Below are 24,292 nucleotides of genomic sequence, written 5' to 3' on the forward strand. Positions count from 1 at the left end.
CGATCTCTTAGGAGCTAATCCATCATGTTCATTGCACAGAACTGGGTGACGGGACTACTCGGACACTCAAACCCGGGCTGGTCGGTCACCTCTGAGGAACTGGATGCCGGTTATGTCCGCGTCGGTTTCGAGACCGAGGGCTACGCCGCCATCCCCGCCACCACCGGACCCCTGGTCCTGGGTGTGGTGGAAAGCATTGAGGAACTCACCGAGTTCAAGAAGCCCATCCGCCACTGCTTCGTCAACGTCGGCCAGGCCAACGGCACCGGTGAGAACCAGTCCATCATCTGTGGTGCCCGCAACTTCGCGGAAGGCGACACCGTGGTGGTCGCGCTGCCCGGCGCGGTCCTGCCCGGTGATTTCGCCATCGGGGCACGCGAGACCTATGGCCGCATGTCCGCCGGCATGATCTGCTCGGCGGCCGAACTGGGTCTGGCCGATAAGCAGAACTCCGGCATCATCACCCTGCCGGCCGAGTCCGGTCAGCCCGGTGATGATGCGCGTGCCGTCCTGGGGCTCGATGACACCGTCTTCGAGGTCAACGTCACCCCGGACCGTGGTTATGCACTCTCCGCCCGTGGCCTGACCCGTGAACTCGCCTCGGCCTTCAACCTGACCTACACCGATGTCGCGGAGGACACCCGGGTCGCGGGCATCGAGCTCACCGCCCCGGAACCCGCCGGTGAGCTCATCGACATCGATGTCCGCGAGGAGACCAACACCGTCCGTTTCGGGCTGCGTAAAGTCTCCGGCATTGATCCGAACGCGGAATCACCGTTCTGGCTGCAGCGCGAACTCATGCTGTGCCGCCAGCGTCCGGTCAATGCGGCCACCGATGTCACCAACTACGTCATGATGCTGCTCGGCGCGCCCATGCACGCCTTCGACGCCACGAAGATCACCGGTGGCCTGACGGTGCGCAACGCGCAGCCGGGGGAGAAGTTCGAGACCCTCGACCATGTCATCCGTGACCTGTCCGGGGAGGATGTGGTCATCTGTGATGAGACCGGCATCCAGTCCATGGCCGGTGTCATGGGTGGTGTCACCTCGGAGATCTCCAATGAGACCACCGAGGTCTACTTCGAGTCCGCCATCTGGGATCCGAAGACCGTGGCGCGCACCTCACGTCGCCACAAGCTGAGCTCCGAGGCATCCCGTCGTTTCGAGCGCGGTGTGGATCCGGCCATCGTCGAGGTCGCCCTCGACATGGCCTGCTCTCTGCTCGTGGAGATCGCCGGCGGCACCATCGATGCCGGCCGCACCCTCATCGGTGAGGTCCCCACGATGCCGAGCATCACCATGCCGGTGTCCCGCCCGTCCGAGCTGGCCGGTGTGGAGTACTCACCCGAGACTGTCGTGGCCCGCCTGGAGGAGGTCGGCTGCACCGTCTCTGTCAATGGTGATGTCTTGACTGTTGTGCCTCCCACCTGGCGTTCCGATCTCACCATGGCCGCCGACCTGGTGGAGGAGGTGCTGCGCCTGGAGGGCCTGGAGGCCATCCCGACCATCGTGCCCACCGCACCCGCCGGCAGGGGCCTGTCGGATGCGCAGAAGCGTCGCCGCGCCATCGGCCATGCCCTGGCATACGCCGGGTACGCCGAGATCATCCCGAGCCCCTTCATGAACCCGGAGACCTTCGACGTCTGGGGTCTGGACGCCGATGATGAGCGACGCAACACCGTGACCGTGCTCAACCCGCTGGAGGCGGACAGCAATGTCCTGTCCACCACGCTGCTGCCGTCCATGCTTGATGCGGTGCGCCGCAATGTCACCCGCGGCACGGGGGATTTCTCCCTCTTCGGCGTCCAGCAGGTGTCCTTCGAGCGCGGCAATGGTGTCTCCCCGATGCCGTCGGTCAAGCAGCGCCCGTCCGCCGAGGTGGTTGCCGAGTTGCTGGACACCCTGCCGGAGCAGCCGCTGCATGCGGCGACCGTGGGCACCGGCAACATCGAGTTCGAAGGTCCGTGGGGCAGTGGTCGCGCGTACACCTACGCCGATGCCATCGAATCCGCGCGCATCGTGGCCCGCGCCGCCGGTATCGAGCTGGAGCTGGCCAACGCCGATGAACTGCCGTGGCACCCGGGCCGCTGCGCCGCCCTGCTTGTCGACGGCCACGTGGTCGGTCACGCCGGTGAGCTGCACCCGCAGGTCCTCGAGCGTGCCGGCCTGCCGGCCCGCACCTGCGCCATGGAGATCAACATCGATGCGCTGCCGCTGCGGGAGAACCTCCCTGCACCGGTGCTCTCCGCCTTCCCGGCGCTGCACCAGGACATTGCCCTAGTCGTCGACGAGACCGTCCCGGCCGAGCAGGTCCGCGCCGTGGTGGAGGAGGGTGCAGGTGAGCTGGTGGAAACCGTCGAGCTTTTCGACGTCTACCGCTCCGAGCAGCTCGGCGAGGGCAAGAAGTCCCTGGCCTTCTCCCTGCTGTTCCGCGCACCTGACCGCACCCTGACCGATGAGGAGGCCAATGTGGCCCGCCTCGCGGCTGCGGAGCTGGCGAAGGAACGCCTCGGCGCGGAGATGCGCGGTTAAACCGCCCACCAGCGGAAGAAATGACCCATGGATTCATCCATGGGTCATTTTTGATATATCCGCGCGGAATGATGTTACTGGTGTTACTGTTGTGACTTGGATTATGTAGTTCCCAGGCAAATACAACGTATTGGCCAATGCCTGTTATTGTTTTCATGGTCAAATTACCAGCGTCACATCAGCATTCCCGCATCACCTGCGTTCACGATGTGCGCGGCAGAAGGAGAAGAGAACATGGCTATGCGCAGACTGGCCTTGAAAGTCGGGGCAGCCGCAGCGTCGATCGCCCTGCTCGCCACCGGTTTCGCCCCGGCAGCCACCGCCCAGAGCAGTGGCAGCAGCGGTACCGAGGTGGGGCGTGCACTGACCTCCAGCCTCGGCGACACCGACAGCAGAGCACCCGAGGGTGGGGCGAGGGTCGTGGTCTTCGGTGACTCCCACACCTCCGGTACCAACATGCCATGGCGCACCGACGAACGTAACTGCATCAAGGGGGCCGGTTCCTGGCCTGAGCAGCTGCAGGCCAACCTCGGTCTGCCCCGTGGGGAACTCATCGACGTCTCCTGCTCCGGAGCCTCCATCAACTCCGACGGTTTCCACTTCTCCGACGAGGTCCGTCACGCCGAGGCACGCGGTGCCATCGGGGAGCGCACTGAGCACATCTTCGTCCAGCTGGGTAAGAACGACCACTGGGGCAACGGGATGAACCTGCTCGACTCCGTGCAGACCTGCCTGTTTGATCTGGGTGTCGGCTGTGGCGACCGTGCCGTGGCCACCGGCCGGATGCAGAACCCGGACACCGTCACGCCCGAGCACTACGCCGAGCGCGTCAAGCCGGTCATCGACTACCTGAAGTACTATGCCCCCAACGCGGAGATCACCCTGGTGGGCTACCAGGAGTACACCCCGCGCGGCGGCAGCCAGGTCTGTGTCCGTCTCGGCGGCACACCCCTGGTGAAGAACGACGCCCCCGCGCTCGTGGACTTCATGAACCGCCTGGACATGGCGATCGCCGGTGCCGCCGACATCCTCGATGTCTCCCACGTGGATCTGCGTTCCGCCACCGAGGGGCACTCCAGCTGCTCCGCCGACCCCTGGGTCATCGGGGTGCTCGATGCCCGCACCGACATGCTCGGTGGGCCCTGGCATCCATCGCGTAAAGGAGACGCCGTCACCGCCGGCATCCTCCGGGATCGGGTCAACGCCTAGACAATGAGTAACCACACGTCGCAAAGCGCCAAGGTCCGTCGGCCCAACCTGCCGTCGCTGACCGGAGCGCGCTGGTTGGCCGCGGTGGCCGTGTTTGTTCTGCATGCGCTGGTATTCCTCAACGTCTACCCGTTCCAGAAATCGGATCTGTTCGCCACGATCCACTCATTCATCCCCATGCAGCTGGGATCCGCCGGTGTGACCTTCTTCTTCATCCTGTCGGGTTTCCTCATCTATTGGTCCAACAGTGAGCTCAGGGGGATGCGCAACACGCTGTACTACTGCCAGCGGCGCATCACCAAGATCTACCCCATGCACCTGATCGCCCTGGGGATGTTCCTGCTGGCATCAGCCAAGATCACCGCCTCCGGTGTGCAGTGGGTCCTCGACTTCGCCGACCTGAAGTTCTGGCTGCCCAACGCCCTGCTCATCCACACCTGGAACCCCGACTGGGCGTCCCTGTCCGGCATGAACGTACCCTCCTGGTCACTGGCCGCGGAGATGCTGTTCTACCTGACCTTCCCGCTGTTCATCCCCCTGGTGCGCAAGGTCAGGGGAGTGGGCAACTGGTGGGCCTTCGGCATCACCTTCCTGCTGTCCCTGGGCGCGATCACCCTCATCCACTTCTTCGCCGAGGGGCCGAAGGGGATCGAGAACTTCTTCGTGCCACGCCTGTGGGACACCGATGTCTCCCCGGTGGCTGATGTCCACGCCGACCCCGTCTGGTTCATGCAGTGGGAGATCCCGGTCCTGGAATCCTACTGGCTGTCCTACTACTTCCCGCTGACCCGCCTCATCGAGTTCTACCTCGGTGTGTTCGGCGCCAAGCTGGTGGCCGAGGGCATGTTCCGCAACACCAACATCAAGTGGCCACTGGTGGGTCTGCTGGTCGCCTACATCGCCACCTGGTTCGTCCCACTGGCGTTCAAGATGTCGGTCATCATGTCCCTGCCGATGGCGTTCGTGGTCTGCACCCTCGCGGTGCGCGACATCAAGGGGGTGTCCGGCGAGATCGCCTCCCCGCGCGCGGTGCTGCTGGGTAATATCTCCTTCGCCTTCTACATGGTGCAGTTCCCGGTGATGGTGGCCGTCCAGCGCTATATCGTCGCCGGCCAGTCCTGGGGTTTCCTCGGCTGGCTGATGGTGGCGGTCCTCAGCTTCATCCTCTCGGTGGTCCTCGGCTGGGTGCTGTTCACCTTCGTCGATGACCCCCTGATGAAGGCCACCGCCCGGCGATCCGGGAAGGCGAAGAAGTACCGCAAATCCAGGCAGGGGCCGAAGGAGAACATCCTGGTCCGGGACCTCAAGATCCTCTTCGGCATCAAACCCCGACAGCCCGTGGAGCCTGAGGACCTGGCCCCCGTCGGTGGAGCACCCACCGGACTGCCCGTGGACGCCGCCGGCGCGGTCACCCAGGAACCGGCAACCAGACCACTCTGACCACACTCAAGACAATTTTCTGCTGAGAAAAGGAACAACCATGATCACCTACCGTAAGCTCGCCGCCACCGCCGCAGCACTGGCACTGTCCGCCTCCCTCGTGGCCTGTGGCGACTCCGAGGATGATGCCGAGGAGACCACCACCTCCACCACCTCCACGACATCGACCACCTCGACGACCTCCACCACCCCCACCTCCGAGGAGGAGACCACCACCGAGGTTGAGGTCATCATCGAGGAAGAGGTCATCGTGGATGAGCCGGCACCGGCTCCCGTCCAGGAACAGGCACCCGCACCCGCTCCGGTTCAGCAGCAGGCGCCAGCCCCAGCCCCCGCGCCAGCTCCGGCACCCGCACCCGCACCGGCACCCGCGCCAGCTCCTGCTCCGGCTCCTGCTCCCGCAGAGCAGGCACCACCGCAGCTGCCCGGTGGTGGCGGCGGCCACGCCGGTTACTAAACCCTGAGTTGGTATCTCCGATGATCCCCCCGGGTTGGATGATTTTTCCAACCCGGGGGGATCTTCCCGTTCCCGGATAGACTCAGAGGCATGTCGATCCATCCTGTCCGTTCCAACTGCGCCCATCCCCACCCGTGTGGGATTGATACCCGCATCGCGGTGATGAAGAGATCCCGCCTGACACGGGGACTGTCCGAGGAACAAATGGTCTCCCTGGCCAGTGGGCTCGATGCCTGGTCCTGGCGCGAGGGGGACCCGCTGCTCCTGGCGGGGGAGGAGGCCGATGGCAGTTACATGATCGCCTCCGGCCGGGCCCGGATCACCCGTGACACCATCGACGGCCGGGAGCTGACCCTGGACATCGCAGCCCCCGGTGACATCGTGGGACCGGTGTCCACGGAGCCCACACCCGCGGTTGACTCCGCCTGGGCGATGGAGACCACCTGCGCGCTGTTCATCCCGGCGACGGCGCTGGCGGAGGTGGTGTCCACATACCCGGAATTCGCCCTGGAGATCCTCCAGATGCAGCAGGAGCGGCTGCGTCAGGCCCGGGAGAGGGAGGTGGGGCAGACGGTGCATCCGGTGCAGCAGCGGGTGGCGGCTGTGCTGGAGAACCTCGCGGAGAAGATCGGTCAGCGGCTCAGCGACGGATCTGTCCTGTTGCAGGTGCGTCTACGCCGCCAGGACATCGCGGGTATGGCCGGCACCACCGTGGAATCCACCTCCAGGGTGATGTCGAAGATGAAGAAGGACGGGGTGATCGATTCCGGGCGGGAATGGGTGTCCATCCTCGACAGCGACGCGTTATCGGATCTGGCTGCAGGGGAGTAGTCGGGACGGGATAAACCGCGACACCGGGTGGGTTTTCCCGATACCATCGGTGGGACGGAGATACATCCGGTGGGGCCTGCATAAACCTCACCGTAATGCATGAATAGTTTGCATAGTTCTGCATAACGTGTAAGGTTGGTGCCTATGACGATCAAGGTTGCAGTAGCAGGAGCCAGTGGATACGCAGGCGGCGAGATTCTCCGCCTCCTCCTGGGCCACCCGGCCTATGCATCAGGGGAGCTGGAGATCGGCGCCCTGACCGCCGCCTCCACGGTGGGCAGCACGGTGGCCGAGCTGATGCCCCACCTGCCGCAGCTGGCGGACCGGGTCATCGAGGACACCACCAAGGAGGTGCTCGCCGGTCATGACGTGGTCTTCCTCGGTCTGCCCCACGGTTTCTCCGCGGAGATCGCCAACCAGCTCGGCCCCGAGGTCACCGTCATCGACTGCGCCGCGGACTTCCGTCTCACCAACGCCGATGACTGGTCGAAGTTCTACGGCTCCGAGCACGCCGGATCCTGGCCCTACGGCATCCCCGAGATGCCCGGCCACCGCGAACAGCTCAAGGGGGCCACGCGGGTGGCCGTCCCGGGATGTTTCCCCACCGGCGCCACCCTCGCGCTCCTGCCGGCGGTGCAGGCCGACCTCATCGAACCGGATATCTCGGTGGTCTCCATCACCGGTGTCTCCGGTGCCGGCAAGAAGGCATCCGTGCCGCTGCTCGGCTCGGAGACCATGGGCTCCCTCAAGGCCTACAACACCTCCGGCAAGCACCGCCACACCCCGGAGCTGACCCAGAACCTGAAGGAAGTCACCGACAAGGATGTCACCATCAGCTTTACCCCGGTGCTGGCACCGCTGCCCCGCGGCATCCTCACCACCGCCACCGCACCGCTGATCGACGGTGTCACCCAGGAGCAGGCACGGAAGGTCTATGAGGACTTCTATGTCGATGAGCCCTTCGTGCTCGTCCTGCCGGAGGGTGTCCAGCCCCAGACCCAGAACGTGGTCGGGTCCAACATGTGCCACGTCCAGATCGAGGTGGACACCGTGGCCCGCAAGGTGCTGGTCACCTCGGCCATCGACAATCTCACCAAGGGCACCGGTGGTGCGGCCGTGCAGTGCATGAACCTCGCCCTCGGCTTCGAGGAGACCGCCGGTCTCCCACGCACCGGCGTCGCACCCTAAAAACCCCACCACACCAGTAACAAGAATCGGAGCACCAGATGGCCCAGACCGGCATCACCGCACCCAAGGGATTCGTCGCCTCGGCGACCACCGCGGGTATCAAACCCTCGGGCAAGCCCGACATGGCCCTCGTGGTCAACCAGGGACCCGAGTACACCGCCGCCGCGGTGTTCACCCGCAACCGGGTGATCGCCTCACCCGTCAAGGTCAGCCGCGAGAACGTTGCCGACGGCCAGCTCAAGGCTGTGCTCTACAACGCCGGCAACGCCAATGCCTGCAACGGCACCCAGGGTGATGCCGATGCCCGCGAATCCGTCAACACCCTCGCGACGAAGCTGGGCCTCGCGCCGGAGGACATCGGGGTGTGCTCCACCGGTCTCATCGGTGAGCTGCTGCCCATGGACAAGGTCACCGCCGGTATTGAGGCGCTCACCGCCGAGGGCGCACTGGGGGACAATGGTGCGGCCGCCGCACAGGCCATCATGACCACCGACACCGTGGACAAGGAGACCGTCGTCTTCGCCGACGGCTGGACCGTCGGCGCGATGGGCAAGGGCGTGGGCATGATGGCCCCGTCCCTGGCCACCATGCTGGTCTGCCTGACCACCGATGCCTCCATCACCCCGGCCATGGCACGCATCGCCCTGGCCAAGGCCACCGCCGTCACCTTCGAAACCCTCGACATCGACGGATCCACCTCCACCAATGACACGGTGTTCCTGCTGGCCTCCGGTGCCTCCGGTGTCAAACCCACCCAGGACGAGCTCAACGATGCGGTCTTCGCCGCCTGCTCCGACCTGGCCGAGCAGATGCAGGCCGATGCGGAGGGCGTGACCAAACGCGTCAGCGTCACCGTCACCGGCACCACCACCGATGAGATGGCCATCAACGCCGCACGCACCATTGCCCGCGACAACCTGTTCAAGTGCGCGATGTTCGGCTCCGACCCCAACTGGGGTCGCGTCCTGGCCGCGGTCGGTATGGCTGATGCGGACATGGACCCGGATCACATCGCCGTGTACTTCAATGATCAGGCCGTGTGCCTTGATTCCACCGGAGCGCCGGGTGCCCGCGAGGTCGATCTCTCCGGCGCGGATATCGCCGTGCGCGTGGATCTGGGTGCCGGTGGCGAGGGGCAGGCCACCGTGCGCACCACCGACCTCAGCTACTCCTATGTGGAGATCAACTCCGCGTACAGCACCTAACACCACCGCACCCCGGGCAGGCAACGTCCGGGAGGTGGAACGTCGACAAGCACCCGTGGGGAGACGGATATGAACGAACTGATCAAGAATCTCGGTGATGAGGAGCGGGCCCATGTGCTCGCCGAGGCACTGCCGTGGCTCCAGCACTTCCGCGACAAGATCGTCGTGGTCAAATACGGCGGCAACGCCATGGTGGATGACAGCCTCAAGGCCGCCTTCGCCGCGGACATGGTGTTCCTGCGCACCGTCGGTGCCAAGCCCGTCGTGGTCCACGGCGGCGGCCCGCAGATCTCCGACATGCTCCGCCGCGTCGGCCTGGAGGGCGAGTTCAAGGGCGGGTTCCGCGTGACCACCCCGGAGGTCATGGAGATCGTCCGCATGGTGCTCTTCGGCCAGGTCGGTCGTGACCTGGTCGGTCTGATCAACTCCCACGGCCCCTACGCGGTGGGCACCTCCGGTGAGGATGCCGGCCTGTTCACCGCGGAGAAACGCCTGGTGGACATCGACGGCACCCCCACCGACATCGGGCTGGTGGGCAATATCGTCAACGTTGACGCGACCTCGCTCATGGACCTCATCGACGCTGGCCGCATCCCGGTGGTCTCCACGATCGCCCCCGGTGCCGACGGTCAGGTCTACAACATCAACGCCGACACCGCCGCCGGGGCCCTGGCCTCCGCCATCGGTGCCGAGCGTCTGCTCGTGCTCACCAACGTCGAGGGCCTGTACACCGACTGGCCCAACAAGAGCTCCCTGGTGTCGAAGATCGTCGCCTCCGAACTCGACGCCATCCTGCCCGGGCTTGATGCGGGCATGATCCCGAAGATGGAATCCTGCCTCAACGCCGTGCGCGGGGGAGTCAACGCCGCCCACGTCATCGACGGCCGCATTGCCCACTCGGTACTGCTCGAACTGCTCACCATGGGAGGCATCGGCACCATGGTGCTGCCCGACAACTACGCCCGGGAGGACTACCCGGAGGGCACCGTATTCAGAAAGAACTACCAGGACGGACACGCATAGATGAAGAACCTCGCCACCGTGGAGGACACGCTCACCAGCTGGCCCCAGGTACTGCTCAACACCTACGGCACACCGCCGGTGGAACTGGTCACCGGCAAGGGCTCGACCGTCACCGATGCCGACGGCAATGTCTACATCGACCTGCTCGCCGGCATCGCCGTCAACGCCCTCGGCCACGCGCACCCCGCGATCATCGAGGCCGTGACCACCCAGCTCTCCCAGTTGGGACATGTCTCCAACCTGTTCGCCACCCGCCCGGTCGTCGAGGTTGCGGCCGAGCTCGTGCAGCGTTTCGCGCTTGACGACGCCACCATCGCCTCCCAGACACAGGTGTTCTTCTGCAACTCCGGTGCCGAGGCCAACGAGGCCGCATTCAAGCTTGCACGCCTGACCGGCCGGCACCGCATCCTCGCCGCCACCAACGGCTTCCACGGCCGCACCATGGGGTCCCTCGCACTGACCGGCCAGCCGGACAAGCGCATCCCGTTCGCACCCCTGCCCAGTGGGGTGGAGTTCTACCCCTACGGCGACCTGGATTACCTGACCACCCTGGTGGAATCCGACCCCACCGACACCGCCGCCATCATCCTGGAACCCATCCAGGGCGAGACCGGTGTCATCCCGGCACCCGAGGGTTTCCTCACCGGGGTGCGCGAACTGTGTGACAAGCACGGCCTGCTCTTCATCGTCGATGAGGTGCAGACCGGTATCGGCCGCACCGGTGATTTCTTCGCCCACCAGCACGAGGGTGTCACACCCGATGTGGTGACCATGGCCAAGGGACTGGGCGGCGGACTGCCCATCGGTGCCTGCCTGGCCACCGGCGAGGCGGCCAAACTCTTCGGCCCCGGCAAACACGGCACGACCTTCGGCGGCAACCCGGTGTCCGCGGCGGCGGCACGCGCCGTGCTCTCGGTCATCGATGAGGAGTTCTGCGCCGATGTCGCCCGCAAGGGGGAGCTCTTCGCGGAACAGCTGCGCGGGGTGGCCGGTGTCGCGGATGTCCGCGGACGTGGCCTCATGCTCGGTGTGGTGCTGGATCAGCCCGTGGCCAAGCAGGCGGTGACCGCAGGTTTCAAGCACGGTCTCATCCTCAACGCCCCGGCGGACAACATCATCCGTCTCACGCCGCCACTGGTGATCACCGATGATGAGATCAGAGACGCCGTCCGGGCCCTGGCCGCGGTGCTCGCCGAATTGAACGCTTAAAGTAAAGGCTTGAAACATGACCAACCCGAATGTTCGGCATTTCCTCGCCGACGATGACCTCACCCCGGCCGAACAGGCCGAGGTCCTGACCCTGGCCGCCGAGCTGAAGAGGAACCCGCTGGCCAAGCGCCCACTGGAGGGTCCACTGTCGGTGGCGGTGCTCTTTGACAAGACCTCCACCCGCACCCGTTTCTCCTTCGATGCGGGCATCGCGCACCTCGGTGGACACGCCATCGTGGTGGATTCCGGTAGCTCCCAGATGGGCAAGGGGGAGACCCTGCAGGACACCGGTGCCGTGCTGTCCCGTTATGTCGAGGCGATCGTCTGGCGGACCTACGCCCAGTCCAACCTCACGGACATGGCCGAGACCGCCACCGTCCCGATCGTCAACGCACTGACCGATGATCTGCACCCCTGCCAGATCCTGGCGGACCTGCAGACCATCGTGGAGAACCTCAGCCCCGAGCAGGGCCCTGCCGGCCTGAAGGGGAAGAAGGCCGTCTACCTCGGCGACGGGGACAACAACATGGCCAATTCCTACATGATCGGCTTCGCCACCGCGGGCATGGACATCTCCATCATCGCCCCGTCAGGGTTCCAGCCGAAGCAGGTCTTCGTCGACCGGGCCCGGGCACGTGCCCAGGAGACCGGTGCGACCGTGACCGTCACCGACAACCTCGACGAGGTCGCCGGCGCCGATGTCGTGATCACCGACACCTGGGTGTCCATGGGTATGGAGAACGACGGCATCGACCGAACCACCCCGTTCGTGCCCTACCAGGTCAATGACGAGGTCATGGCCCGGGCCAACGAGGATGCGATCTTCCTGCACTGCCTCCCGGCCTACCGCGGCAGCGAGGTGTCGGCCTCTGTCATCGACGGACCCGCCTCCCGCGTGTTCGACGAGGCGGAGAACCGACTGCACGCACAGAAGGCGCTGCTGGTGTGGCTTCTGGAAAACCAGCCGGGCTGAGGACTGATTCCATGACCATGGATGACGGGCGGGCGTCGACAAGCACCCCGGTGACCCGCACCGCACGCCAGGCGCTGATCGTGCAGATCCTCAACCGGCAGCGGGTGACCAGCCAGGTGCAGCTGTCCGAACTGCTTCTCGACGAGGGGATCGACATCACCCAGGCCACCCTCTCCCGTGACCTGGATGAGCTCGGTGCCCGCAAGGTCCGCCCCGACCGCGGACGTGCGTTCTACGCGATCGGGCCGGTGGACACCACCATCGGCGAGGACCTGCGTGGGCCCCAGGAGAAACTGCGACGCATGCTCGATGAGCTGCTGGTCTCCACCGACCACTCCGGCAACATCGCCATGCTGCGCACACCCCCGGGAGCTGCCCAGTACCTGGCCAGTTTCATCGACCGGGTGGGCCTGAAGGAGGTCGTGGGCACCATCGCCGGTGATGACACCGTCTTTGTCCTCGCCCGCGAACCCCTGACCGGGCGCGACCTCGGCGAACTACTGGGTGGTCGTGCCGGGGCCCGCGGGCCGGAAGGTAAGGTATGAGACGGGTTTATCCGAGCTGTACCGCGTGCCCGGGGGAGACATCCGGGAGACGTCCGGGAGATGTCCGGTAGACATCCGGGAACAATTTCACATTCTTTAGAACTTTTCACTTAACAAGGAGCTAGAAACTCATGACCAATCGTGTCGTACTCGCGTACTCCGGTGGCCTGGACACCTCTGTCGCCATCCCGTACCTGTCCAAGATGACCGGCGGCGAGGTCGTCGCCGTCTCCCTCGACCTCGGTCAGGGCGGCGAGGACATGGAGTCCGTCCGCCAGCGTGCGCTCGACTGCGGTGCGGTCGAATCCATCGTCATCGACGCCAAGGATGAGTTCGCCGAGGAGTACTGCCTGCCCACCATCAAGGCCAACGGCATGTACATGAAGCAGTACCCGCTGGTGTCCGCGATCTCCCGTCCGCTGATCGTCAAGCACCTGGTGCAGGCCGCCAAGGAGCACGGTGGCACCCACGTCTCCCACGGCTGCACCGGCAAGGGCAATGACCAGGTCCGCTTCGAGGTCGGTTTCATGGACCTCGACCCCAGCCTGGAGATCATCGCCCCGGCACGTGACTACGCATGGACCCGCGACAAGGCCATCGAGTTCGCCGAGGAGAACAACGTTCCGATCGAGCAGTCCGCAGCCTCCCCGTTCTCCATCGACCAGAACGTCTGGGGCCGTGCCATCGAAACCGGTTTCCTCGAGGACCTGTGGAACCCGCCGACCAAGGACCTCTACGCCTACACCGAGGATCCCGCCCTGGGCAACGCCCCCGATGAGGTCATCATCACCTTCAAGTCCGGCAAGCCTGTCGCCATCGACGGCCGTCCGGTCACCATGCTCGAGGCCATCGAGGAGCTCAACCGCCGTGGTGGTGCACAGGGTGTCGGTCGTCTCGACATGGTCGAGGACCGCCTCGTGGGCATCAAGTCCCGCGAGATCTACGAGGCACCGGGTGCCATCATCCTCATCACCGCCCACGAGGCCATGGAGGACGTCACCATCGAGCGTGAGCTGGCCCGCTACAAGCGCGGTATCGACGCCCGCTGGTCCGAGGAGGTCTACGACGGTCTCTGGTTCGGCCCGCTGAAGCGCTCCCTGGATGCCTTCATCGAGTCCACCCAGGAGCACGTCACCGGTGATATCCGCCTGGTGCTGCACGCCGGCAAGGTCACCGTCAACGGCCGTCGTTCCGGTTCCTCCCTCTACGACTTCAACCTGGCCACCTACGACACCGGCGACACCTTCGACCAGACCGCAGCCAAGGGCTTCGTCCAGCTGCACGGCCTGTCCTCCAAGATCGCCAATAAGCGCGACCGCGAGGCCGGCGAGAACTAGGCCTTGTGGCTGCTGGCTGCTGGCTGGTGGTTGCTGGGTGCTGAACAATTCTGAGACGACGGAAAGTAGAGGATCAACGCGTGGAAAAGCACGGAACCAATGAAGGTGCCCTGTGGGGTGGCCGGTTCTCCGGCGGCCCCTCCGAGGCCATGTTCGCACTGAGTGTGTCCACCCATTTCGACTGGGTGCTCGCCCCCTATGACGTACTGGCCTCCAAGGCCCACGCGAAGGTCCTGCACTCCGCGGGACTGCTCAGCGACGCCGACCTGGACACCATGCTTGAGGGTCTGGACCAGCTCGGCCGTGATGTCGCCGACGGTTCCTTCGGTCCGCTGCCCTCCGATGAGGATGTGCACGGCGCGATGGAGCGCGGTCTCATCGACCGGGTCGGCCCCGAGGTCGGCGGCCGCCTGCGCGCGGGCCGGTCCCGCAATGACCAGGTGGCCACCCTCTTCCGCATGTGGGTGCGCGACGCCATCCGTGGCATCGCCGTCGGCGTCACCGAGCTTATCGACGCCCTCACCACCCAGGCCGCAGCCCACCCCGATGCCATCATGCCCGGCAAGACCCACTTCCAGGCAGCCCAGCCGGTCCTGCTGGCACACCAGCTCCAGGCCCATGCCCAGCCGCTGTTGCGTGACCTCGAGCGCATCCGTGACCTGGACAAACGCCTGGCGGTGTCGCCCTACGGTTCCGGTGCACTGGCGGGATCCTCCCTGCAGCTCAACCCGGAGGCCATCGCCGCGGAACTCGGTTTCGACTCCGCCGCCGACAACTCCATCGACGCGACCTCCTCCCGTGACTTCGCCTCCGAGGCGGCCTTCGTCCTCGCGCAGATCGCCGTGGACATGTCCCGCCTGGCCGAGGAGATCATTGCCTGGTGCACCCCGGAATTCGGCTACATTGTGCTTGCCGACGCCTGGTCCACCGGATCCTCCATCATGCCACAGAAGAAGAACCCCGACGTCGCGGAACTGACCCGTGGCAAGACCGGTCGCCTGATCGGCAACCTCGCCGGACTCCTGGCCACCCTCAAGGCACAGCCCCTGGCCTACAACCGTGACCTGCAGGAGGACAAGGAGCCGATCGTCGACTCCGTCGCTCAGCTCAACCTGCTGCTCCCGGCGATGACCGGACTGGTCTCCACCCTGACCTTCAACACCGACCGCATGCGTGAACTCGCACCGGCCGGTTACACCCTGGCCACCGACCTGGCCGAGTGGATGGTCCGCGAAGGTGTGCCATTCCGCGAGGCACATGAAGCCTCCGGTGCCTGCGTGCGCATCGCCGAGGGCAGGGGAGTGGACCTGGTCGACCTCACCGATGAGGAACTGGCCGGCGTGGATCCCCGACTGACCCCCGCTGTCCGCGATGTGCTGACCATCGAAGGTGCCGTGGCCTCGCGCGCCACCCGCGGTGGTACCGCCGGTGATCGTGTGAGCGAACAGCGCGACCGCATCAACCAGGCCAATGCAGATCACCTGGCCTGGGCGACCACCCCGGTGCGGAGTTAGACGCGCTCCTGCTGGCATAAACGTCAACTGACGTAAATCCCCGGTATCTGAACCATGCTCGGTTCAGATACCGGGGATTTTTCTATGGGGGTGGATGTGGCAAAAATCGTTGTTTTGTCCGCAGGGTCCTGGGGTTTTGCAGACGCGCGGCCCACAAACCAACGGTTTTTGCCAACCGGGTGGCCTGGGGTGGGCCCCGGGTTGCGCTGGTGGGGGAGTGAGGCGCGTGAACGTTTTCGTTGGTTTGCGTGCAAGCCCCTGGGGTTTTGCAGACGCACAGCCCACAAACCAACGAAAACGTTCAACCCCTGAGCTCATCTCCTGACCCGGAGGCCTGCTCGCGGTTGTCCACCACCTGATCCATGTTCCCGATGGTCCACTGAACGAGCAGTTGGAGGAGGGGGAGAACCGAGCGGCCAAGGGGGGTCAGTTCATAGTCGACCCGGGGTGGGATCTCCTTGTACGTGGTGCGTTCCACCAGTCCATCGGCGACCAGCCGCTGCAGGCGTTGAGAGAGCATCTTCTGGGAAATCCCCTCCACCGCCTGCTCCACCTCACCGAATCTCTTTGCTCCCGCGCCCAGGGAGGTGAGGATCAGGATCGCCCACTTCTCACCGACGGTGCTGAGGAGGTCACGGCTGGCGCAGTGGGCGCTGTGGGGGTTCCAGCAAGGGGACGCATTGCTCATAGTTCCAGCTTATCGCCTTAACCGCGCCATAGCTAACCAATAGTAATTAAAACACTTACTTCTGGTTAGTAATCAGGTAGGGTGGGTGCACACCATTCCACCGCAGGAAAGAAGGAGAACCCCATGAGCAGAATCAGCATCATCGGAGCCACAGGAATGATTGGTGGTGCCATCACCCGTGAGGCGCAGGAGCGTGGCCATGATGTCATCGGCACCAATCGGAGTGGAGCTGCCAGCAACCCGGTGCAGGGCGTGACCTATCGCGCCCTCGACCTCACCGACACCGATGCCGTCATGGCCCTCGCGGCGGAGTCAGATGTGCTGGTCATCTCTGTGGCCGGTGGCCGGGAAACAGGTGACTTCGGCCCCGTCATCCGGGCACACGCCGATCTCATCGCAGCCGCACCCACCTCCCGCATCTTTGTTGTCGGTGGTGCAGGTGGATTGGAGATGCCCAACGGCACTCTGCTGATCAACGCCGGGGTCATCCCCGAGGAGTACGCCGACGAGCCACGCAGTTTCGTGGAGGTTCTCAACCTGTACCGCTCCGCAGACGAGGGCCTGGACTGGGTCATGCTGGCCCCGTCGCCGGAGATCGCCCCCGGTGGGAAGGCGGAGTCCTATGTGCTGGCCGATGATGTCCCGGCCGGGGAGCGGGTGACCACCGGGACTTTCGCGGCGGCCGCCCTCGATGAGATTGAGACCCCCGCGCACCGTCGCACCCGTTTCACGGTGGCGGACGCCTAGCAGGTGCTGGCGCGGCGTCCCGGCGCACGGGTGTAACCAGGCAGGGGGCTTTATCGCAGCGGTTGCAGGCCCCGGTGGGCGCACTTACCATCAGGCCATGACTGTCACCTCTGCACGATCCGGAAGAAATCGTGGCAGGGGTGTTTCCGTTGTGTTGGGCATTATCTTGCTGGTCCTCGCTGTGGTGGCGGCCCTGGCGGGGAGGGGGACGATCGCCATCCCCGGTTTCGGCCAGGATGACAACGCCGCAGCAAACCTGTCCGGCCAGTCCGATCTCACCACCATCCAGGCGGTGGTCGGGTCGGAGAAGAAGGCATTCTTCGAGGACCCCGGTGTTCGCAATATCCTCGCGGAGCACGGTTACCGGGTGGAGGTCACCGCCGCGGGGTCGCGGAGAATCGCCACGGACACCGATCTCACGGGGGTCGATCTCGCCTTCCCATCCTCGGCACCCGCGGCGCAGAAGCTGCTGGAGAAGGTCACGTCCACCGGTGAGTACACCCCCTTCAACTCGCCGATAGCGGTGGCCACCTTCGAACCCGTGATCACCGTGCTGGAGCGGGCAGGTGTGGCACGGCAGGACAACGGCCACTGGTACATCGACATGGTGGCCTATCGTGAGTTGGCACAGGAGGGGACGCGGTGGCGTGATCTGGGGGAGGAGTTCCCCTCACCCGGCCGGGTGCAGTTGTCCTCCACGGATGTGCGCACCTCCAATTCGGCGGCGATGTATCTGTCGCTGCTGTCGTGGGCCGCGAATGATGGTGCCGTGGTGGCCGGTGGATCAGAAGCCACCGCCCTGGTATCTGAGCTCAGCCCGTTCTTCCTGGGGCAGGGGTACACCGAATCCACCTCAGCCGGGCCGTTTGCGGATTACCTGTCCCAGGGCATGGGGTCCAAGCCGATGGTTGTCATCTATGAGGCCCAGTTCCTCCGTGAACTCGCCGCGGAGGATGGTCGCATTCAACCCGGTGACGGGAGGGCCCTGGCGTATCCGTATCCCACGGTGTTCACCAAGCACACTGCCGTCGGTCTGACCGGGGAGGGGGCTGAGGTTGGTCGGTTGCTCGCGGAGGATCCGCAGCTGCAGCAGCTGGCTGCACGCCATGGTTTCCGACCCCAGGATGCGCAGGTGTTCACCCGCGTCATGCCTGAACTCGGGGTTGATGGCGTCATACCGGACCAGGTGCCGGGTATCGACCCACCTGATTACGACACCCTGGAGACCCTCATCGAGGGGGTCGCCGCCAGTTACAGCCCAGTGGGAGGGCCTGAATCGTCTCCGGAGGATGAACAGTGATGAAGAGACTTCTACCCCTTGCCGCGATGGTGCTGTCCACCGTGTTTGTGGCCGGCTGCGCGCAGGGCACGGACACGTTCACCTCGGAGACCGCCGGGGTACCCGCGGTTGTGCTTGACGACGACCCACTCCGCATCGTCGCCGCCACCGAACTGCGTGACCTGGAGACCGTCGTGGAGCAGGCCGCCGGGGAGCTCGGTTTCGCCATCGAGCTGGAGTTTCCCGGCGGCACGCTGGAAAACAGCGAACGCCTCAAACAGGGGGACTTCGATGAGGATGTCGATGCCACCTGGTTCGCCACCAACCGCTATGTAGACCTGATCGGGGCATCGGGCAAACTGGGTGAGGCCACCAAGATCGCGACCTCGCCTGTGGCGCTGGGGGTTTCCGGTGACCATGCCAGGCGCCTCGGGTGGGTCGATCGTCAACCCACCTGGGCTGAGATCGGCTCGGCTGCCGCCAGTGGGCAGCTCACGTTCGGTATGACGGATCCCTCCACCTCCAACTCCGGTTTCTCCGCCCTGGTGTCGGTGGCCACGGCCTATGCCGGCACCGGGCAGGCACTGACCCTGGGGGACGTGGATGAGGTGGCGCCTGAACTGCGGTCCTTCCTGTCCGGTCAGACCATGACCTCGGGATCCTCCGGGTGGTTGAAGGATGTCTTCCTCCGGGATCCCAATCGCGCGAACGCGTTGATCAACTATGAATCCGTCCTGCACACCATCAATGCCGAGGACAACGCCGGCCTGCGGGTGGTGGTGCCTGCGGACGGGGTGGTGAGCGCGGATTATCCGCTGACACCCCTGGCCACCGCGGATGCGGAGACGAACCAGCAGGTGGAGGCGCTTGCGGACTGGATGCTGGACCACCCGGAACACCTCACTGACACCTTCCGCCGCCCGGTGGATCCCATGGCGATCCTGCCACCGGAACTGGCCCAGGCGTTTGTCATCGAGCAACCCTTCCCCGGTGACCGTGCGGTGACCGATGCCCTCATCTCCGCCTACAACAATGACCTGCGGGTACCCGGTGATACCACCTTCGTCCTGGACGTGTCCGGATCCATGGCGGGTACCCGGATGGAACTGCTGCGCTCGACGATGCTGGAGATGATCTCGGGTGAGGCCTCCTCGCTGACCGGGGATGTCTCGTTGCGCGAGCGGGAGAACGTCACCATCATCCCGTTCAACTTCTCCCCCGGGGAGCCGATCACCGCCACGGTTGATGAGGTGGGCGGTCCGCAGCGGCAGGAGCTTGTCGACGGGGTCACCGCTCTCCAGGCGGAGGGCGGAACCGGCATCTACGACGCGCTGCTTCGCGCCTATGAGCAGGTGGAGCCGGGTGCCTCCATCCCCTCCATCGTGTTGATGACAGACGGCGAGCAGACCAGCGGGCTCAGTTTCGGGCATTTCCAGCGCCTGTACTCCGAGCTGCCGACGGAGAAGAAACGCATCCCCGTCTTCGTCATCCTCTACGGCGAGGCCAACATCACCGAGATGGAGAACCTCGCCGGGCTCACCGGTGGCAAGACCTTCGACGCCATGAACGGTGGCCTGGAGGAGGCATTCAAGGAGATCCGTCCTTACCAGTAACAGTGGGTTTTTCACCTCACGGAAGAACATCGTGGGCATGCTGGTGGCAACCTCGGTCATCGTCGTGCATCTGGTGGCGGGACTCGGGGTGTTCTGGCCCCTGGTGACGGTGGCCGGTTACGGTGCGGGTGTCCTGCTCACCCCGTCCCGCCCCGCCCCGGCGATCAAGCGGGCACCGCGGGTGGAATTGGAACAACCCGGTCGGCTCAGGCAGCGGGTCCGTGACCAGCGCAGGGTGTTGGTGAAGAACCAGGCGCCAGATTTCGTCTCCAACTCCCTGGCCGCGCTGGAGGCCGCCCTGGAGCGGGTCCTGGATAACTGGGATTATCTGGTGGATTTTCCCGAACACCAGGTCACTGTGCGCTCCATGATCCGCGACTACATCCCCTCCCTGGTGCAGGCCTACCTGGCCATCCCGGACCGGGATAATGCCAGGGCTGTCCGCGACGTCACCGGATCCTTTGATCTGCTGCGCGGGGAGGCGGACAGTATCTATGAGGCCACCATCCGCAACAGCCTCAACCGGCTGGAGGATCACAACCGGATCCTGCACATGCAGTTCGGCCGACTGCCGTTGGAAGGCGATGGCGGCGACGGGGGAGGCGTCGACAAGCATGCGCCCGGGGCCAAGTAGGATGTTCGGCATGAGTCTTGATCCGAAGCTTCTTGAAGTCCTGGCCTGCCCCAAGGACAAGGGCCCACTGCGATATCTGGAGAGCGAACAGCTTTTGGTGAATGAGCGCCTCGGACTGGCTTATCGCATCGATGACGGCATCCCGGTGCTGCTCATCGATGAGGCCACCGAGTGGACCCCCTCCTCCTAATCGGAATCAGACAAGAAAGACACATCCCACACCATCATGACCACCAATATCATTGACGAGCTCAGCTGGCGCGGACTGATCAACCAGTCCACCGACCTCGACGCCCTGCGTGAAGCCACCCAGGAACCGATCACCCTGTACTGCGGTTTCGACCCGACCGGCCCCTCCCTGCACGCCGGACACCTCGTCCCGCTGCTCATGCTGCGTCGTTTCCAGCAGGCCGGCCACAACCCGATCGTGCTCGCCGGCGGTGCCACCGGCATGATCGGTGATCCCCGTGACGTCGGGGAGCGCACCATGAACTCCGCCGACACCGTCGCCGAATGGGCCGAGCGTATCTCCGACCAGCTCAGCCGCTTCGTCGATTTCGAGGGCGAGCATGCCGCCCGACTGGTCAACAACGCCGAGTGGACCAACAACATGTCCGTGGTCACCTTCCTGCGTGATGTGGGGAAGCACTTCCCGCTGAACACCATGCTGGCGCGCGACACCGTCAAGCGTCGCCTGGAGACAGACGGCATCTCCTACACCGAGTTCTCCTACATGCTGCTGCAGGCCAATGACTTCGTGGAGCTCAACAGGCGCTTCAACTGCATCCTCCAGGTCGGCGGTGGCGATCAGTGGGGCAACATCGTCTCCGGCGTCGACCTCAACCGACGTGTGCAGGGCAAGTCCGTCCACGGAATCACCGTGCCGTTGGTCACCGACTCCGAGGGCAAGAAGTTCGGCAAGTCCACCGGTGGTGGCTCCCTGTGGCTGGATCCGGAGATGACCAGCCCGTACAGCTGGTACCAGTACTTCATCAACGCCGCCGATGCCGATGTCATCCGTTACCTGCGCTGGTTCACCTTCCTGACCAAGGAGGAGCTGGACGAGCTCGAGGTCGAGGTCGCCGAGCGCCCGTTCAAGCGCGAGGCGCAGCGTCGCCTGGCACGCGAGATGACCAACCTGGTCCACGGGGAAGAGGCAACCGCCGCGGTGGAGCTGGCTGCGCAGGCACTGTTCGGTCGCGCCGAGCTGCGTGATCTGGATGAGAAGACCCTCGAGGCCTCCGTATCCGAGACCGAGGTCGCCGAGATCCAGCCCGGTGAACCACGCACCATCGTGGACCTGCTCATCGCCTCCGGCCTGGTCGATTCGAGGGGTGCGGCCCGCCGCACGATCTCCGAAGGTGGCGCGTACGTGAACAATGAGCGAATCACCGCCGATGACTGGGAGCCCTCCGAGTCCGATCTGCTGCACGGCCAGTGGCTGGTGCTGCGCAAGGGTAAGAAGAACTTCGCCGGCGTGAAGATCAAGTAGATAGCAGCCCGGGAACCTCATTGGTTCCCGGGCTGTTGTGCGCTTTGCGACGAAAAGATCCCCGCCCACCAATGTTGTGGTGGGTCTTTAACGCTGTGACCTGCAAATTTGTGGGTTCCGGCGGTCGTGTGTAGATTAGTTCAAGTCGCAGCGAGCCGCTACCACATCCCAACGGGAGACGGTGGTGGATCCGAGGTGACACGGAGATGAAATCGAAGTTGACTTCCTAAACGGAACGCAATATAGTGAATCTTCAGCTGCTGAGAGCGGAAATCAACCAAAAGATTACCCCGGTCAAGCATGCGAATGTTGTTTGAGAACTCAATAGTGTGCCATTTATTTTATGTTTGTCGTACCCCAACACTTGGTTGGGGTGGTCATGCCGGGTGGTGGGGGAGCATTACCTCCTACCACTGTAAATAATGGACCAGGCCCCATCGGGGTGTCTGGTTGATTGTGTGCATGGTTATATTTTTTTTACGACACACCGGTTCCCATGGTGCTTTTCCCCGTCGGGACAAGCGGGAACCGGAAAATTGTTTTAGATTTATTTAACCATTATTTTTGGTTGAACAAGCCAGACCACCATGAACCTTGTCGGTTGTGGTGGTTGTTTGTTTGGCTGGGTTATCGGGCTTTTCACGCCCTGACACACACATTGTGTGTCGTCTTTTGTGGAGAGTTTGATCCTGGCTCAGGACGAACGCTGGCGGCGTGCTTAACACATGCAAGTCGAACGATGAAGCCCTGCTTGCAGGGTGGATTAGTGGCGAACGGGTGAGTAACACGTGGGTGATCTGCCCCGCACTTCGGGATAAGCCTGGGAAACTGGGTCTAATACCGGATACGACCCCCTGGTAGGTCAGGGGGTGGAAAGATTTTATCGGTGTGGGATGAGCCTGCGGCCTATCAGCTTGTTGGTGGGGTAATGGCCTACCAAGGCGTCGACGGGTAGCCGGCCTGAGAGGGTGATCGGCCACATTGGGACTGAGACACGGCCCAGACTCCTACGGGAGGCAGCAGTGGGGAATATTGCACAATGGGCGCAAGCCTGATGCAGCGACGCCGCGTGGGGGATGACGGCCTTCGGGTTGTAAACTCCTTTCGACAGGGACGAAGCTTTTGTGACGGTACCTGTAGAAGAAGCACCGGCTAACTACGTGCCAGCAGCCGCGGTAATACGTAGGGTGCGAGCGTTGTCCGGAATTACTGGGCGTAAAGAGCTCGTAGGTGGTTTGTCGCGTCGTCTGTGAAATCCCGGGGCTTAACTTCGGGCGTGCAGGCGATACGGGCATAACTTGAGTGCTGTAGGGGAGACTGGAATTCCTGGTGTAGCGGTGAAATGCGCAGATATCAGGAGGAACACCAATGGCGAAGGCAGGTCTCTGGGCAGTAACTGACGCTGAGGAGCGAAAGCATGGGTAGCGAACAGGATTAGATACCCTGGTAGTCCATGCCGTAAACGGTGGGCGCTAGGTGTAGGGGACTTCCACGTCTTCTGTGCCGCAGCTAACGCATTAAGCGCCCCGCCTGGGGAGTACGGCCGCAAGGCTAAAACTCAAAGGAATTGACGGGGGCCCGCACAAGCGGCGGAGCATGTGGATTAATTCGATGCAACGCGAAGAACCTTACCTGGGCTTGACATACACTAGATCGCTGCAGAGATGTAGCTTCCCTTGTGGCTGGTGTACAGGTGGTGCATGGTTGTCGTCAGCTCGTGTCGTGAGATGTTGGGTTAAGTCCCGCAACGAGCGCAACCCTTGTCTTATGTTGCCATCACGTGATGGTGGGCACTCATGAGAGACTGCCGGGGTTAACTCGGAGGAAGGTGGGGATGACGTCAAATCATCATGCCCCTTATGTCCAGGGCTTCACACATGCTACAATGGTCGGTACAGCGAGTTGCCACACCGTGAGGTGGAGCTAATCTCTCAAAGCCGGCCTCAGTTCGGATTGGGGTCTGCAACTCGACCCCATGAAGTCGGAGTCGCTAGTAATCGCAGATCAGCAACGCTGCGGTGAATACGTTCCCGGGCCTTGTACACACCGCCCGTCACGTCATGAAAGTTGGTAACACCCGAAGCCAGTGGCCCAACCCGTAAGGGGGGGAGCTGTCGAAGGTGGGATCGGCGATTGGGACGAAGTCGTAACAAGGTAGCCGTACCGGAAGGTGCGGCTGGATCACCTCCTTTCTAAGGAGCTTTAATAAACCCACCATGGACTGTGTTCATGTGGTGGGTTGTTGGTGTTGGAACCCGGATGTGGTTGCCACCAACACGTAGTAATCGGGTGGATCATGACCCATGGGTCGGCAAACACATCACCGAGATGGTGGTGATAAGTAGGTGGCATGCTGTTGGGTGTCTGGGATGACAA

20 protein-coding genes and 1 rRNA gene are annotated in these 24,292 nt (G+C 63.9%); 20 read left to right on the plus strand and 1 reads right to left on the minus strand.

Features of this window, described 5'->3' with window-relative positions:
* The first annotated feature begins 24 nt into the window (after window positions 1-24).
* The 13 genes from pheT (at window position 25) to argH (ending at window position 15,463) form a co-directional block, all read left to right on the plus strand.
* Window positions 25-2,532 carry a phenylalanine--tRNA ligase subunit beta gene (gene pheT, locus CE_RS07580; protein ID WP_006770428.1) on the plus strand — a complete coding sequence of 836 codons (2,508 nt, stop codon included), beginning with the start codon at window positions 25-27 and terminating at the stop codon, window positions 2,530-2,532.
* Window positions 2,533-2,766: 234 nt separating this feature from the next.
* On the plus strand, window positions 2,767-3,741 hold the full coding sequence (locus CE_RS07585) for an SGNH/GDSL hydrolase family protein (protein WP_035110075.1): 975 nt from the start codon (window positions 2,767-2,769) through the stop codon (window positions 3,739-3,741).
* Between the two features lie 3 nt (window positions 3,742-3,744).
* The gene (locus CE_RS07590; RefSeq protein WP_006770430.1) at window positions 3,745-5,181 is read left to right on the plus strand and encodes an acyltransferase family protein; all 1,437 of its coding nucleotides are present in this window, start codon (window positions 3,745-3,747) and stop codon (window positions 5,179-5,181) included.
* Between the two features lie 40 nt (window positions 5,182-5,221).
* Window positions 5,222-5,638, plus strand: coding sequence for a hypothetical protein (locus CE_RS07595; RefSeq protein ID WP_011075490.1), 417 nt, complete (start codon window positions 5,222-5,224; stop codon window positions 5,636-5,638).
* Between the two features lie 90 nt (window positions 5,639-5,728).
* Window positions 5,729-6,469: a Crp/Fnr family transcriptional regulator gene (locus tag CE_RS07600; protein WP_011075491.1), complete on the plus strand. Its 741-nt coding sequence runs from the start codon at window positions 5,729-5,731 to the stop codon at window positions 6,467-6,469.
* A 144-nt stretch (window positions 6,470-6,613) separates the two neighbouring features.
* Entirely contained in the window at window positions 6,614-7,657 is a 1,044-nt protein-coding gene (gene argC, locus CE_RS07605; protein WP_006770434.1) for an N-acetyl-gamma-glutamyl-phosphate reductase, read from the plus strand.
* 38 nt (window positions 7,658-7,695) lie between these two features.
* The gene (gene argJ, locus CE_RS07610; protein ID WP_006770435.1) at window positions 7,696-8,862 is read left to right on the plus strand and encodes a bifunctional glutamate N-acetyltransferase/amino-acid acetyltransferase ArgJ; all 1,167 of its coding nucleotides are present in this window, start codon (window positions 7,696-7,698) and stop codon (window positions 8,860-8,862) included.
* A 69-nt stretch (window positions 8,863-8,931) separates the two neighbouring features.
* Window positions 8,932-9,885, plus strand: a complete 954-nt coding sequence (gene argB, locus CE_RS07615) for an acetylglutamate kinase (protein WP_006770436.1) — start codon at window positions 8,932-8,934, stop codon at window positions 9,883-9,885.
* Window positions 9,886-11,094, plus strand: a complete 1,209-nt coding sequence (locus CE_RS07620) for an acetylornithine transaminase (protein WP_006770437.1) — start codon at window positions 9,886-9,888, stop codon at window positions 11,092-11,094.
* 16 nt (window positions 11,095-11,110) lie between these two features.
* Window positions 11,111-12,067 (plus strand): ornithine carbamoyltransferase, encoded by a 957-nt coding sequence (gene argF, locus CE_RS07625; RefSeq protein ID WP_006770439.1) that lies wholly within the window; start codon window positions 11,111-11,113, stop codon window positions 12,065-12,067.
* A gap of 11 nt (window positions 12,068-12,078) precedes the next feature.
* A complete protein-coding gene (locus tag CE_RS07630; protein WP_006770440.1) occupies window positions 12,079-12,612 on the plus strand; it encodes an arginine repressor in 534 nt (177 codons plus the stop codon).
* 131 nt (window positions 12,613-12,743) lie between these two features.
* Complete coding sequence (locus tag CE_RS07635; RefSeq protein WP_006770442.1) at window positions 12,744-13,949, plus strand: argininosuccinate synthase; 1,206 nt, start codon at window positions 12,744-12,746, stop codon at window positions 13,947-13,949.
* An 80-nt stretch (window positions 13,950-14,029) separates the two neighbouring features.
* The gene (gene argH, locus CE_RS07640) at window positions 14,030-15,463 is read left to right on the plus strand and encodes an argininosuccinate lyase (RefSeq protein ID WP_011075494.1); all 1,434 of its coding nucleotides are present in this window, start codon (window positions 14,030-14,032) and stop codon (window positions 15,461-15,463) included.
* Window positions 15,464-15,764: 301 nt separating this feature from the next.
* Here argH and CE_RS07645 read toward each other — a convergent pair whose 3' ends face one another.
* Window positions 15,765-16,151 carry a winged helix-turn-helix transcriptional regulator gene (locus CE_RS07645; RefSeq protein ID WP_006770444.1) on the minus strand — a complete coding sequence of 129 codons (387 nt, stop codon included), beginning with the start codon at window positions 16,149-16,151 and terminating at the stop codon, window positions 15,765-15,767.
* Between the two features lie 123 nt (window positions 16,152-16,274).
* On the opposite strand from CE_RS07645, the gene CE_RS07650 reads away from it, so the two are divergent.
* The 7 genes from CE_RS07650 (at window position 16,275) to CE_RS07680 (ending at window position 24,108) form a co-directional block, all read left to right on the plus strand.
* A complete protein-coding gene (locus CE_RS07650; protein WP_006770445.1) occupies window positions 16,275-16,898 on the plus strand; it encodes an NAD(P)-dependent oxidoreductase in 624 nt (207 codons plus the stop codon).
* Window positions 16,899-17,049: 151 nt separating this feature from the next.
* Entirely contained in the window at window positions 17,050-18,198 is a 1,149-nt protein-coding gene (locus CE_RS07655) for a hypothetical protein (protein ID WP_006770446.1), read from the plus strand.
* A complete protein-coding gene (locus CE_RS07660) occupies window positions 18,198-19,790 on the plus strand; it encodes a substrate-binding domain-containing protein (protein ID WP_006770447.1) in 1,593 nt (530 codons plus the stop codon). The genes CE_RS07655 and CE_RS07660 overlap by 1 nt, the downstream gene beginning before the upstream one ends.
* A gap of 37 nt (window positions 19,791-19,827) precedes the next feature.
* Window positions 19,828-20,424 (plus strand): hypothetical protein, encoded by a 597-nt coding sequence (locus CE_RS07665; protein WP_006770448.1) that lies wholly within the window; start codon window positions 19,828-19,830, stop codon window positions 20,422-20,424.
* Window positions 20,425-20,434: 10 nt separating this feature from the next.
* Entirely contained in the window at window positions 20,435-20,614 is a 180-nt protein-coding gene (locus CE_RS07670) for a Trm112 family protein (protein ID WP_035110088.1), read from the plus strand.
* Window positions 20,615-20,650: 36 nt separating this feature from the next.
* Window positions 20,651-21,916, plus strand: coding sequence for a tyrosine--tRNA ligase (gene tyrS / locus CE_RS07675; protein WP_006770450.1), 1,266 nt, complete (start codon window positions 20,651-20,653; stop codon window positions 21,914-21,916).
* Window positions 21,917-22,587: 671 nt separating this feature from the next.
* Window positions 22,588-24,108 (plus strand): 16S ribosomal RNA (locus CE_RS07680).
* The last annotated feature ends 184 nt before the right edge of the window (window positions 24,109-24,292 follow it).

Origin of the sequence: Corynebacterium efficiens YS-314 (assembly GCF_000011305.1) — a bacterium.
Lineage (GTDB): Bacteria > Actinomycetota > Actinomycetes > Mycobacteriales > Mycobacteriaceae > Corynebacterium > Corynebacterium efficiens.